10 protein-coding genes are annotated in these 13,013 nt (G+C 65.3%); 3 read left to right on the top strand and 7 right to left on the bottom strand.

Translation table 11 applies throughout. The features are described 5' to 3' along the window. Positions 1-53 precede the first annotated feature (53 nt). Together DM872_RS23265 and rhlB are read left to right on the top strand one after the other, a co-directional pair. Positions 54-1,211: a dipeptidase gene (locus DM872_RS23265; RefSeq protein WP_179061646.1), complete on the top strand. Its 1,158-nt coding sequence runs from the start codon at positions 54-56 to the stop codon at positions 1,209-1,211. 98 nt (positions 1,212-1,309) lie between these two features. After that, the gene (gene rhlB, locus DM872_RS23260) at positions 1,310-2,785 is read left to right on the top strand and encodes an ATP-dependent RNA helicase RhlB (RefSeq protein ID WP_179061645.1); all 1,476 of its coding nucleotides are present in this window, start codon (positions 1,310-1,312) and stop codon (positions 2,783-2,785) included. 1,096 nt (positions 2,786-3,881) lie between these two features. On the opposite strand, the gene DM872_RS23255 is transcribed toward rhlB, so the two are convergent. The 6 genes from DM872_RS23255 to DM872_RS23230 are packed head-to-tail and all read right to left on the bottom strand — an operon-like array spanning position 3,882 to position 10,754. Continuing rightward, positions 3,882-5,213 (bottom strand): DUF58 domain-containing protein, encoded by a 1,332-nt coding sequence (locus DM872_RS23255; RefSeq protein WP_179061644.1) that lies wholly within the window; start codon positions 5,211-5,213, stop codon positions 3,882-3,884. After that, on the bottom strand, positions 5,210-6,238 hold the full coding sequence (locus DM872_RS23250) for an AAA family ATPase (protein WP_179061643.1): 1,029 nt from the start codon (positions 6,236-6,238) through the stop codon (positions 5,210-5,212). The genes DM872_RS23255 and DM872_RS23250 overlap by 4 nt, the downstream gene beginning before the upstream one ends. Further along, on the bottom strand, positions 6,235-7,476 hold the full coding sequence (locus DM872_RS23245; RefSeq protein WP_179061642.1) for a DUF4350 domain-containing protein: 1,242 nt from the start codon (positions 7,474-7,476) through the stop codon (positions 6,235-6,237). The genes DM872_RS23250 and DM872_RS23245 overlap by 4 nt, the downstream gene beginning before the upstream one ends. Continuing rightward, positions 7,473-9,056, bottom strand: coding sequence for a DUF4129 domain-containing protein (locus DM872_RS23240; protein ID WP_179061641.1), 1,584 nt, complete (start codon positions 9,054-9,056; stop codon positions 7,473-7,475). The genes DM872_RS23245 and DM872_RS23240 overlap by 4 nt, the downstream gene beginning before the upstream one ends. After that, on the bottom strand, positions 9,043-10,023 hold the full coding sequence (locus DM872_RS23235) for a stage II sporulation protein M (RefSeq protein WP_179061640.1): 981 nt from the start codon (positions 10,021-10,023) through the stop codon (positions 9,043-9,045). The genes DM872_RS23240 and DM872_RS23235 overlap by 14 nt, the downstream gene beginning before the upstream one ends. Next, entirely contained in the window at positions 10,020-10,754 is a 735-nt protein-coding gene (locus tag DM872_RS23230) for an RDD family protein (RefSeq protein WP_179061639.1), read from the bottom strand. The genes DM872_RS23235 and DM872_RS23230 overlap by 4 nt, the downstream gene beginning before the upstream one ends. Before the next feature lie 318 nt (positions 10,755-11,072). Between DM872_RS23230 and sbcB the strand changes: the two genes are divergently transcribed. Beyond that, positions 11,073-12,503, top strand: a complete 1,431-nt coding sequence (gene sbcB / locus DM872_RS23225; protein ID WP_179061638.1) for an exodeoxyribonuclease I — start codon at positions 11,073-11,075, stop codon at positions 12,501-12,503. Between the two features lie 80 nt (positions 12,504-12,583). On the opposite strand, the gene mvaT is transcribed toward sbcB, so the two are convergent. After that, on the bottom strand, positions 12,584-12,964 hold the full coding sequence (mvaT, locus tag DM872_RS23220) for a histone-like nucleoid-structuring protein MvaT (protein WP_077522510.1): 381 nt from the start codon (positions 12,962-12,964) through the stop codon (positions 12,584-12,586). Positions 12,965-13,013: the final 49 nt, after the last annotated feature.

The raw sequence follows: 13,013 nt of genomic DNA, 5'->3' as shown, positions 1-13,013 counted from the left end.
TCAAACGTCTGTTTGCTAGAGTCCGTTCACTACAAGACAGCGGGAAGCTGGACATGCGCAAACTCCTGATCGCTTTGCTTTTGCTGGTGGCCGTTGGCCTGGGGATCTTCTTCTACCTGCCGGGCTTCCTCGACCGTGAAATGAACACGGTGGCCGCTCCGCCGCCCTATCACGCCTCCGACGAGGCCGAGAAACTGCACAAGACCCTGTTCGTCGCCGACCTGCACGACGATGCCCTGCTGTGGAACCGCAACCTGCTGGAACGCCATGATTTCGGCCATAGCGACCTGCCGCGCCTGCTCGAAGGCCACGTGGGCCTGCAGGTGTTCTCCACCGTCACCAAGACGCCGCGCGGCCTCAACTACGAGCGCAACGGTTCGGACACCGACGACATCACCCCCCTGGTCATGGCCCAGCGCTGGCCGCGTGCGACCTGGCACAGCCTGCTGGAACGCGCCCTCTATCAAGGCAAGAAGCTGGAAGAAGCCGCTGCCGGCAGCCAGGGCAAGTTGACCCAGGTGCGCAGCCGCGAAGACTTCTCCCGGTACCTCGCGGCCTGGGAGAAGGACCCGAACCAGGTGGCCGCCATCCTGGCGACCGAGGGCCTGCACCCGTTGGAGGGCAAGCTGGAGAACGTCGACCGCATGTACGACGCGGGCTTCCGCATCATGGGGCTGACCCATTTCTTCGATAACGAGGTCGGTGGTTCCGCCCATGGCCTGGAGAAGGGCGGCCTGACCCCCTTCGGTCGCCGAGTAATCGCCCGACTGGAAGAGAAAAAAATGCTGGTGGACCTGGCCCATGCGTCTCGCGCACTGATCGACGACGTGTTGACTATGGCCGAGCGTCCGGTGCTGGTGTCCCACACCGGTGTCGAAGGCACCTGCCCGGGCACCCGCAACCTCACCGACGCGCATATCCAGCGTATTGCCGCGACCGGCGGGGTGATCGGCATCGGCTATTGGGACACTGCGGTCTGCGAAACCTCGGTGAAAGCTATCGTCAGGGCCATCCGCTATGTCGCCGACAAGGTGGGCGTGCAGCATGTGGCACTGGGTTCGGACTTCGACGGTGCCGTGCACACGCCATTCGACACCAGCGGCCTGGCGCAACTGACCCAAGGCCTCAAGGACGCCGGATTCAACGAGGCGGACATCGCCCTCATCATGGGCGGCAACGTTCGCCGACTGTTGCTGGAGTCCCTTCCTTAGACCAAGTCAAGCCCTAGAATGCCCGCAGCTCTTCGCCCTGCGGGCATCTTGCTTTACACTGGCGGCCGTTCATTCCTTAATCAATCGACGAGACCACCGTGCTCAAAGCACTCAAGAAGATTTTCAGCAAGGGTGAAGAGCCGCAGGCCGGCCCCACCCCAACCGCTCCAGCCCCCGCCCGTACCGACAAGGAAGAGCGTCCGGCCAAACCGAAGAAAGCGCCTCGCGAAGCAGGCGAAAAGGCCGAAGGCTCCAGCGAACGCGCTCCCCGTGGCGAGAAAAAGCCCCGCAGCGACAAGCCCAAATCCGACAAGCCGCGTCGTGAGCGCCCGGCCAAGGCCGCGGCCCCGGCGAGCACCTGGAAGCTGGAAGACTTCGTGGTGGAGCCTCAGGAAGGCAAAACCCGCTTCCATGACTTCAACCTCGATCCAAGTCTGATGCATGCCATCCACGATCTGGGTTTCCCCTATTGCACCCCGATCCAGGCACAGGTCCTCGGTCATACCCTGAAGGGCAAGGACGCAATCGGACGCGCCCAGACCGGTACCGGCAAGACTGCCGCCTTCCTGATTTCCACCATCACCCAGTTGCTGCAGACCCCGCCGCCGAAAGAGCGCTATATGGGCGAGCCGCGTGCGCTGATCATCGCGCCGACCCGCGAACTGGTGGTGCAGATCGCCAAGGATGCCCAGGCCCTGACCAAACACAGCGGCCTGACCGTGATGAGCTTCGTCGGCGGCATGGACTTCGACAAGCAGCTCAAGCAACTGGAATCGCGTTTCTGCGACATCCTGGTCGCCACCCCCGGCCGTCTGCTGGACTTCAACCAGCGCGGCGAAGTGCACCTGGACATGGTCGAAGTGATGGTGCTGGACGAAGCTGACCGCATGCTCGACATGGGCTTCATCCCGCAAGTGCGCCAGATCATTCGCCAGACCCCGCACAAGGGCGAACGCCAGACCCTGCTGTTCTCCGCCACCTTCACTGAAGACGTGATGAACCTCGCCAAGCAGTGGACCGTCGACCCGGCCATCGTCGAGATCGAGCCGGAGAACGTCGCCAGTGAAACCGTCGAACAGCATGTCTACGCCGTGGCTGGCAGCGACAAGTACAAGCTGCTCTACAACCTGATCGCGCAGAATGACTGGACCCGCGTCATGGTCTTCGCCAACCGCAAGGACGAGGTGCGCCGTATAGAGGAACGCCTGACCAAGGACGGCATCAGCGCCGCCCAGATGTCCGGCGACGTACCTCAGCACAAGCGCATCAAGACCCTGGAAGGTTTCCGCGAAGGCAAGATCCGCGTCCTGGTGGCCACCGATGTCGCCGGCCGTGGCATTCACATCGATGGCATCAGTCACGTGATCAACTTCACCTTGCCGGAAGACCCGGACGACTACGTCCACCGCATCGGTCGTACCGGCCGTGCGGGCGCCAGCGGTACCTCCATCAGCTTCGCTGGCGAGGACGATGCCTTCGCCCTGCCGCCGATCGAGGAATTGCTGGGCCGCAAGATCAATTGCGAGATGCCCCCGACCGAACTGCTCAAGCCGGTGCCGCGCAAGCATCACTGAGGTCGAGTGGAATGAGAAAAGGCGAAGCCAGGTGCTTCGCCTTTTTCTTTGGGGGCAGGGAAGGGGAGACCTGCGGCCTCCTTGGCGAATGAGCGCCGGCTCTTGTAGGTTGGGCAGAGCGCAGCGAAGCCCAACGAGGTCGACCGTGACTCCGCGTGTTGGACTTCGCGTAGCTCTGCCACAACCTACGGGTCGGATACGCGGATCGCCCCCGCGCGGACGGGGTTCTTGTAGGTTGGGCAGAGCGCAGCGAAGCCCAACGAGGTCGACCGTGACTCCGCGTGTTGGACTTCGCGTAGTTCTGCCACAACCTACGGGCCGGATGCGCGGATCGCCCCCGCGCGGACGGGGCTCTTGTAGGTTGGGCAGAGCGCAGCGAAGCCCAACGAGGTCGACCGTGACTCCGCGTGTTGGACTTCGCGTAGCTCTGCCACAACCTACGGGTCGGATACGCGGATCGCCCCCGCGCGGGCGGGTTCTTGTAGGTTGGGCAGAGCACAGCGAAGCCCAACGAGGTTGACCGCGACTCCGCATGTCGGGCTTCGCGTAGCTCTGCCACAACCTACGGGCGCGGATGCGCGGATCGCCCCCGCGCGGACGGGGCTCTTGTAGGTTGGGCAGAGCGCAGCGAAGCCCAACGAGGTCGACCGTGACTCCGCGTGTTGGACTTCGCGTAGCTCTGCCACAACCTACGGGCCGGATGCGCGGATCGACCCCGCGCGGACGGGGCTCTTGTAGGTTGGGCAGAGCGCAGCGAAGCCCAACGAGGTTGACCGTGACGCCGCGTGTTGGGCTTCGCGTAGCTCTGCCACAACCTACGGACCAGATGCGCGAATCGAACCCGCGCGGACGGGGCTCTTGTAGGTTGGGCAGAGCACAGCGAAGCCCAACGAGGTTGACCCTGACTCCGCATGTTGGACTTCGCGTAGCTCTGCCACAACCTACGGGCCGGATGCGCGGATCGCCCCCGTGCGGACGGGGTTCTTGTAGGTTGGGCAGAGCGCAGCGAAGCCCAACGAGGTTGACCCTGACTCCGCGTGTTGGACTTCGCGTAGCTCTGCCACAACCTACGGGCGCGGATGCGCTGCCCCGTGGACTACAGCGCCCCCGCCTTCTTCCACGCCAGATAACGGCTCACCAACTCCGGTCCCAGCTCACTGGGGCGGGCGTCCAGCACCGGCACGCCGTGGGCCGCCAAGCGTTCATGCAGGCTGTTACGGGCATTCAGGTAGTCCACCGTACCGCAGTAGGCGAGGGCATCATCGAAGCCCCGGACGGGGCTCTGGCGCAGGCTGTCGAGGACTTCCTCACGCAGGCTGACCACCAGCAGGCGGTGTTGGCGGCCGAGGCGCTTCACGGCGTTGAACAATTCGGCGTCGTCCTCGTCGCGCAGATTGCTCACCAGGACCACCAGTGCGCGGCGGCGCTGGCGCGCCAGCAGCGCGTCCGTGGCGGCACTGTAGTCAGCCGGGCGCAGCGTACTGTCCAGGTCGTAGACGCCATTGAGCAGCACGTTCAACTGCGCCGGCCCCTTCACCGGCGCCACGAAGCGGTCGCGCTCGGCTGCGAAGGTGGACAGACCAACCGCATCGCCCTGGCGCAGCGCCACATAGCTGAGCAGCAGACTGGCGTTGAGGGCGTGGTCGAAGTGCGAGAGATCACCGTCCTGGCTGCGCATGCGCCGGCCGCAGTCGAGCAGGAAAACGATCTGCTGGTCACGCTCGTCCTGGTATTCGCGGGCGATAGGCGTGCGCTTGCGGGCCGTGGCCTTCCAGTCGATCTGGCGCAAGGTGTCGCCGTCGCGGAATTCCCGCAGTTGGTGGAATTCCAGGCCCAGGCCGCGGCGCGGGCGCTGGCGTACACCGAGCTGGCTGAGCCAGTCGTCCACAGCCTTCAGCTGCGCGCCATAGAGGCGCGCGAAATCCGGGTAGACGCGGGCTTCGCCGGGCAGGTCGAGCACGCGCTTGTGCCGCCACAGGCCGAGCGGGCTGGGCAGCTGTATTTCGCAGGCAGGGAAGTGGAAATGGCCGCGCTTGAGTGGTCGCACCCGATAGCCGAAGTCGGTGCGCTCCCCCGGGTGCAAGGCCACCCGCTGGGGTAGCGACTCGAATTCCATGGCGGCTGGCACCTGGTCGAACAGGTCGATCTCCAGGGGGCGGCCATAGCCGTGATGGAGGGTCAGTCGGACATCGCTCCAGCGCCCAAGTGCCAGGTTGCCGGGAAGCTTGCGCTCCAGCTGCGGTGACGGCAGGCGGCGCAGCCAGAGACCATCCACCAGGCCAAGCAGGATGAGGGCGCAGAGCAGCCCCCACCAGAGCAGGTCCAGCTGGCCGGGCAGGCCGACGCCCAGCGCCGGCAGGGCGCCGAGCAGCAGGGCCAGGCCGAACAGCGTGGCCACCAGCGCCAACAGTGCGCGGGACGGCTTCATAGGCGCGGCGCCGGCACCTGGTCGAGGAGTTGCTGGAGCACCTGATCCACCGACAGGCCTTCGATATCCAGTTCCGGCGACAGACGCACGCGGTGGCGCAGTACCGCCAGGGCGCAGCCCTTGATGTCGTCCGGGAGCACGAAGTCGCCGCCGCGCAACAGGGCGCGGGCGCGGCCGCCGCGCACCAGGGCAATGGAGGCGCGCGGACCGGCACCCATGGCCAGGCCCGGCCAGCTGCGGGTGGCGCGGGCCAGACGCACGGCATAGTCGAGCACCTGGTCGTCCACCGGCAGATCGCTGGCGATCTTCTGCAGGGCCATGACATCGCGGGCTTGCAGCAGCGTGCGCAGCGGTGCCACTTCGAGCATGTCGGCGCGAGGCGAGCGGGTGACCTGGCGCACCAGGCTGAGTTCTTCGTCGGCGGCTGGGTAATCCATGCGCAGCTTGAGCATGAAACGGTCCAGCTCGGCTTCCGGCAGGGGATAGGTGCCTTCCTGCTCGATGGGGTTCTGCGTCGCCAGCACGAGGAAGGGCTGGGGCACCGGCAGGGCGCGGCCTTCGAGAGTGACCTGGCGCTCCTGCATCACTTCCAGTAGCGCGGCCTGGGTCTTGGCCGGGGCGCGGTTGATCTCGTCCGCCAGCAGCAGATTGGTGAACACCGGGCCCTTGCGCAGCTTGAACTGCTCGCTCTGCATGTCATACACGGCATGGCCGGTGACGTCGCTGGGCATCAGGTCGGGGGTGAACTGGATGCGCGAGAACTCGCCGCCGAAACAGCGGGCCAGGGCGCGGACCAGCAGCGTCTTGCCGAGGCCCGGCACGCCCTCCACCAGCACGTGGCCACCCGCCAGCAACGCGGTGAGCACGTCGTCGATCACGGCGACCTGGCCGACCACGGCCTTCTGCAGTTCCACGCGCAACGCCTGGGCCAACTGGCTGGCGCGCTGACGCTGGACGGCGACCGAGGGGGCGGAAGCGCTGCTGGCTTCGGTTTGCGACGGGTCGGAAATCTGTTCGCTCGTCATAGGGCGTTCCTAAGGGTTTGCAGGTGGGTGACCTGGCGGGTGAAGTCGGTGGCGGTGAGCCGTTGCTTGGGCAGCGGCCGCATGGCCTGGCTGATGGCGCTGGGCGGCAGGCGGGTCAGGCGGCCCAGCACTTGCCACTGTTCGGCCACGGCGAGCCGTTCGAATCCGGGATGGCGATGGCGGGCGCGACGCTGGATATCACGTTGCAGGCCTTGCAGCAGGCTGGCCTGACCGCTGCGGCGAAGCAGGAAGTCGGCGCTGCCGCGCAGGTGTTCTTCCAGTTGCCGGCGCGCGCGGCTGGCCGGTGCCTGCAGCGGCCCCTGGCGTTGGCCAACGTGCCAGAGCAACAGGACGATAAGCAGGGCCAGGGCCACCAGGGCCTCGGGGAAGTTTTGTCCGAGCAGCGTGGCCAGGCTGTCGCGCTCTGCGCGGTAAAGCAGGGTGACGGTGCTGTCCTGGGTGAGATACCAGAGCAGCCAGGCGTTGTCGTACTCGCCGATATCGCGGGTCTGCCAGATCCAGCCGTCGGTGAGCACGGTGACCAGGCCGTCGCCGTGGTCCAGTTGCAGCATATGCGTGGCCTTGGCGCTGTTGGCCCAGGCGTGGGCGCGGTTCTGGCTGTCGTAGAGGTGGAACTCGGGGTCGAAGCTGGCGTAGGCCGGCGCTTGTTCATTTTCCAGATAGAGTTTGGTCAGCTCCGGGAAGGGGTCTTCCTCGGCGGGCTCCTGTTCGTCCTGGGGAGAGGCCGCGGCCTCGGCCTGTTCCTCGGTGCGAGTGTCGTCAGGCGTCTCGGGTTCGGGGCCAGTATCTTCTTTCAGGTCCTTGGCTTCGTGCTGCTGGATGCCCAGGCGGTCCGCCAGCAGATCGCCGCTCTTGCCTTCGTCTTCGTCGTAGATTCGCTCGGCGATGAACAGCAGATGCCCGCCCTTGCTCGTCCACTCCAGCAGGCGATCGGCCTGGCGTGGCGTCATGCGCGAGCGGCTGCCGAGCAGCAACAGGCTGTGGCCGGCGCTGGGCAGGTTGTCGAGTACTTCCAGGCCGTCCGCCCGCGCCACTTGCAGGCCCTGCTTGCGCAGGAAGTGTTCGGCGGCGAGGTACGGATTGCCCAATACTTCAGGCGCCGGGCCGTGTTCGACGGTGTCCTGATAGGGCTGCAAGCGCCCGCCGATCTGGATCGCCAGCAGACCCAGCAGCAGGGCCAGGCCGGCGCCAATGAGAAAGCGCAGGCGCGGTTTCATGTTGCGGCTCCGGCGGCGAACAGGCGACGCCAGCCATCGCAGAGACCCTGGCGCAATTCGGCGGCGGGCAGGCGGTGGCCGTAGGCGAGGTTCTGCCAGTGCCCGGTGAGCGCCTGGCTGAAACCTTCCAGTTCGGTGTTGTCCAGGCGGCGCACCAGTTGCAGCACTTCACCTTCGGTATGGGATTGCCTGAGTGGCAGGCGGAAGTCGTGCAACAGGCGGCTCAGCAGGGCGCGGTAAAGCAGGCCGAGGGCTTCGCGGGGCTGGCTGGCCCAGAGGCGTTCGGCCTCTGTGGCGACATCGTCAGGCAAGCTCTCTGGCGCCAGCTCCAGTCCGAACAGCACTGAAGGCGCTTCACGCGTGCGGCGTTGGGGAAGTCCCAGGTGCCCGGCGAAGGTGCTGATCCAGTCGCGATAGCGCCAGAGCAGGAGCGCAAGGAGGCTGATCAGCGCACCCCATAGCAGCACCTTGATGACCAGGGCGAGGGTGTCCAGGCTTTTGGCGTACTCGGCCAGCTTGAACAGATTACGGATGAATTGGGCCCAGCCTTCGACGTCTTCGGGCTTGGGTTCCTTGTCAGCGGCTTCTTCGCCCAGGCGCCAGCGAGTGACGGTTTCCCGATTCTGGAAGGGCGGGCCATCCAGCAGGGCGCCGATGTTTTCCTTCGCGGTCTTGCCGGTCAGCGACTGGTGGGTGAGGCGTTCGGCATCGGGACCGTCAAGGAAGGCCTGGGGCGCGAGGCAAATGGGCGGCGTGTCGTCCGCCATGGCCGGTTGCGGCAGCTGGCTGAGCAGCAGGCCGAGCCCCAGCAGCAACGCGTAGGCAGTGCCGGTCAGACGCTGACGCATGCGACGGAACTGGAGTTCGATGTCCCAACCTTCGAGGGACGTGCGGCGGTTCAGGTACAGGGTGAAGCCGCAGGCGACGTAGACCGGCCCCCAGATCATCAGCACCAGGACGTAGAGGCTGTTGGACAGGTGTTCCAGCCAGAGCCATTCGCCGGACGCCATTTCCAGGAGCTTCTGCCAGTCCCAGTCGATCGCCACCTGCTGGGGCAGCATCAGGTAGAGCAGGGTGATGAGGCCGAACCAGAGGGCGGATTCCAGGTGGATGCCGATCACCGTCAGCCAGGTGGCACCGCCTGCGTTGCGCTGCCCCAGCACGACCAGGCGCTGGCTTCGCGCCTGTCCGGAAAGGCCTTCCAGTTGGAGTACCGGCAGGTCGAAGCTGCGGGTGGTACTGAGGCGCCGCCAGGTGAGGCTGGCGAGCAACTGCGGCTTCAGCAGTCGCGGATACGCGCGCAGTGCTTCGCCGAGGGTCGGCGTGTCACCGAACAGGGCGCGGGAGAGGATGTACAGCGGCAGCCGTTCGTAGGCGGGCTTGAGCAGCCAGAAGAGGAAGACCGCCAGCCCCGGGTAGCTCCAGCAGACCAGCGTGAGCAGGCCGAACACCGGCAGGGTTACCAGTGCCCAGCTGGCCATCAGTAGGCCGGCGTGACGGCGCGCCAGCAGCACGCCGAGGTCCATGGCTTCCCACGCACTGCGGGGGCGGATCGCGACGCTGGCGTCAGTCAGGCGCATGAGCCCTCCTGCCCACCAGCCCGAAATAGAGTGCGACCAGCAGCCAGAGGCCCGCACCCACCCTGTACTTCACCTGGGGCGTCACCAGGGTCATCGACGACCAATAGGCCTCGACGAAGGCGGCGATCACCAGTAGCAAGATCACTCCGGCGACCAGTTGCACGCTGCGGGCCCCGGCCAGTCTCAGGGCTTCGCCACGGGGCAAGCGGCCCGGGGCGAGCAGGGCCCAGCCCAGTTGCAGGCCGGCGGCACCGGCGAAGGCGATGGCGGTGAGCTCGAAGGCACCATGGCCGATGACGAAGGACCAGAAGGTTTCGCCGAAACCGACCTGGGTCAGGTGCCCCGCCACGGCGCCTATGTGCAGGCCGTTGAACAACAGGAAGAACAGGCTGCCGACGCCGAAGAGCAGGCCGCCGGCATAGGTCTGAAAAGCGATGCCGATGTTGTTCATGATGTAGTGGCCGAACATCATCCAGTCGTCCCCGGAGTCCCGCTCGCTCATGGGGCCGATACGCCGCGCATCGGGGTCGTACATGGACTCCATCGACGACACTTGCTCCGGATCCAGCACGCTGTAGACCAGGTCCGGCCAGTTGTGTACCAGCAACCCCATCAACAGCAGGCTGCCGTAGAACAGCAGGCTGGCGGCGGCGATGCTGCGCCACTGGCTGCGCACCAGGCGCGGAAATCCACCCAGGAGAAAGCCCAGCAGGCGCGCACCGAGGTGGCTGCGATGGCGGTAGAACTGCTGGTGGCCGCGCATGGCGAGCTGTTGCAGGTGCTCCACCAGGTGGCTGCTGTAGCCGCGCTCCTGGGCCAGCGCCAGTTGCTGGCAGACCTGTCGGTAGTCGGCGGAAAAACTTTCGCAGGCACGGGCGTCGGCCTTGCCACGTTCGAGGCGGTCAAGCAGGTCGGAAAAAGCTTTCCAGTCTGCCTGGTGCTGGCGTTCGAAGAGGTTCTGTTTCATGGCGAAGCCGATCCCAACAGGCCCCGGGCGATGCCGTTGATGCGAGCCTGGGCCTGTTCCGCCGATACGTTCAGCGGCGCGGCGAGGATGCCCGCGAGCTCAGCGCGTCGGGCCGGCGACAGGTCGGACTGGCGTTCGGCGAAGCCCAGCAGGGCACGCTGGTCGGCGAGGGTCAGGTCGAATGGCGCGCGCTCGGGCGCGGCCTCCGGCAGTTCGGGACGTTGAGTCTGCTCGTCGCGATAGACCACCAGGCTGCCGGCGGCAATGTCGCCCAGGCGCTTGAAGGTAGGGTGCAGGAGGCAGCTGAGGGCGCCCAGGGTGTAGGCGAAGGGCAGCAGGTCGACGAAGCGCAGCAGGTTGCGCACCAGCGAGGCCGACCAGCCGACGGGGGTGCCATCGTCATGCACGACCCGCAGGCCCATGACCTGCTTACCGGGCGAACGGCCCTGGTTGAGCACTTCGAACAGCACCATGTACCACCAGTTGAGCAGGAACATGAGGATCAGGCCGAGACCGAAACCGAGCTGGCCGAGCAGGGCAAGGGCGATGAACAGCACCAGCATGATAGCGCCGCGAATGGCCAGGTCGATGGCATAGGCAAGGGCACGTGGGAGCAGGCCGGCCGGACGCAGAACCAGGTCGATGCCTTCCGGCGTTTCCACCTGGTAGCGGGTGTCCAGCGGTTTGGCTTGGGAGTCGACCGGTAGGGAACTGGCTCGGATTGCGGGCATCGGCTGGGCGCCAAGGGGAAAGCCCGATGCTAGCGAGCGGCCGGTATCCAGGCAACCTGGCGGCGCGGACTCAGACCGCATGCTGTGAAAGATGTGGAGTTATCGACAGGGCGCTTGGCGCGCGGGTGCGTGCGCGAAGTGCGAAAGGCACGGGCATGGGGCAGTCCTTGGCGGGGCGGTCGTCCAGTGGCGGCGATTCTAGGCACGCCGCAAACCGCCCAGCAAGGCGGTGAATGGCGAAGTTTCCCGGTCTGTCCAGCGCCGTTGCACTCTATCCGCCGGTGATAGACTGCCCAGCTCACGAAAAAGGGGGACGCCGTGACATCCAGCATTTTCTGGCACGACTACGAAACCACCGGCATCAACCCGCGCTGCGACCGTCCGCTGCAGGTGGCCGGCATTCGGACCGACGAGGCGCTCAATGAGATCGGCGAGCCGATCAACCTCTACTGCAAGCCCAGCGACGATATCCTGCCCCACCCGGCCGCCTGCCTGGTCACCGGCATCCTCCCCAGCACCCTGGAGGCAAAAGGATTGGGTGAAGCCGAATTCATGCATCGGGTGCACGCCGAGCTCGCCCTGCCGGGCACCTGTGGTGCCGGCTACAACACCCTGCGTTTCGATGATGAAGTCACCCGCTACAGCCTCTATCGAAACTTCCATGACCCCTATGCCCGCGAATGGCAGGGCGGAAACAGCCGCTGGGACCTGATCGACCTGGTGCGCACCGCTTATGCGCTGCGGCCGGAGGGCATCGAGTGGCCGCAACAGGAAGGCCGCGTGAGTTTGCGCCTGGAGCTGCTGACCGCGGCCAACGGCATCGACCATGGGCAAGCCCACGATGCGCTTTCCGACGTCCGCGCGACCATCGCCCTGGCGCGCCTGCTGCGCGAGCGTCAACCGAAGCTGTTCGACTATCTCTATCAGCTGCGTAGCAAGCACAAGGTCCAGGAGCAGGTGCGCCTGCTGCAACCTCTGGTGCACATCTCCGGGCGCTTCTCCGGTGAACGTCACTACCTGGGGGTGGTGCTACCCCTTGCCTGGCATCCGCGCAATCGCAACGCGCTGATCGTGCTGGACCTGCAGTCGGAGCCTGGCCCGCTGCTCGAACTGAACGCGGAAACCCTGCGCCAGCGCCTCTATACCCGGCGCGATGACCTGGTTGAGGGCGAGTTGCCGGTACCGCTGAAGTTGCTGCATATCAATCGGTGTCCGGTAGTCGCGCCCCTTGGGGTGCTGCGCGAAGCTGATCGGCAGCGCATTGGCGTTGATCTGGAACTCTGCCAGCGTCGTGCCGAACTGGTCGCCACGCAGGCCGCCATCTGGCAAGAGAAGTTGCCGGTTATTTACGCCGAAGAAGAATTCGCTTCGGTGGATGATCCGGAGCAGCAGTTGTATGACGGATTCCTCGGTGACCGGGATCGTCGACTCTGCGAACAAGTGCGGCGCGCCGATCCGCAACGTTTGTCCCGCGAGAATTGGCCGTTCGACGACCCGCGCTTGCCGGAGTTGCTGTTCCGTTACCGTGCAAGAAACTTCCCTGAAACTTTGTCGGATTCCGACCGCACGCGATGGGAGGCATTTTGCAGGAATCGGCTGAATAGCCCGGAATACGGGGCGCCTAATACCCTGGAGAGTTTTTTCAAGGCACTGGATGAGTTCCAGCTCAATGCCGAGCCCGCAAAACAGGCGGTGTTGCTGGAGTGGCGTCGATATGCCACGGAACTGCGGCATCGCTATCAGTTGTGAAAATACCCCGGGTAATTCCGGGGTTTACTCGCGCCAATAAAAAACGCCAGCAGATGCTGGCGTTCTTTATTGCCGAAGGCTTAGCCCAGGATGGTGGCCCAGCTTTCAACGGCGTCGGCGCCCCACTTGGCTTTCCACTCTTTCAGAGTCTTGTGGTTGCCGCCTTTGGTTTCGATGACTTCACCGGTGTTCGGGTTCTTGTACTGCTTGACCTTGCGGGCACGCTTGCTACCGCCACCAGCGGCTTTGGCGGCGCGGGGCGCCTTGGCGGAGCGGGCATCGGGGTCGAGCAGGGCAATGATGTCGCGCAGGGATTTCTGATATTCGCCCATCAGGGTGCGCAGTTTGCCTTCGAACTCAAGTTCTTTTTTCAGCTTGTCGTCCTGGGACAGGTTCTTCAGGCGCTCCTGGAGCTCCTTGATGGCTTCTTCCGTTGCCCGGTATTCGTTGATCAGCGACATGTCGGCGTCCCTTGTTGGAATCTACGTTGACTTGCGATTGCGAAGTGTC

The sequence above is a fragment of the Pseudomonas taiwanensis genome, assembly GCF_013393345.1.
In the GTDB taxonomy this organism is placed as follows: Bacteria; Pseudomonadota; Gammaproteobacteria; order Pseudomonadales; family Pseudomonadaceae; genus Metapseudomonas; species Metapseudomonas resinovorans_C.
Note: the sequence above shows the minus strand (reverse complement) of the source record. Positions and strands in the feature narration are given on the sequence as shown.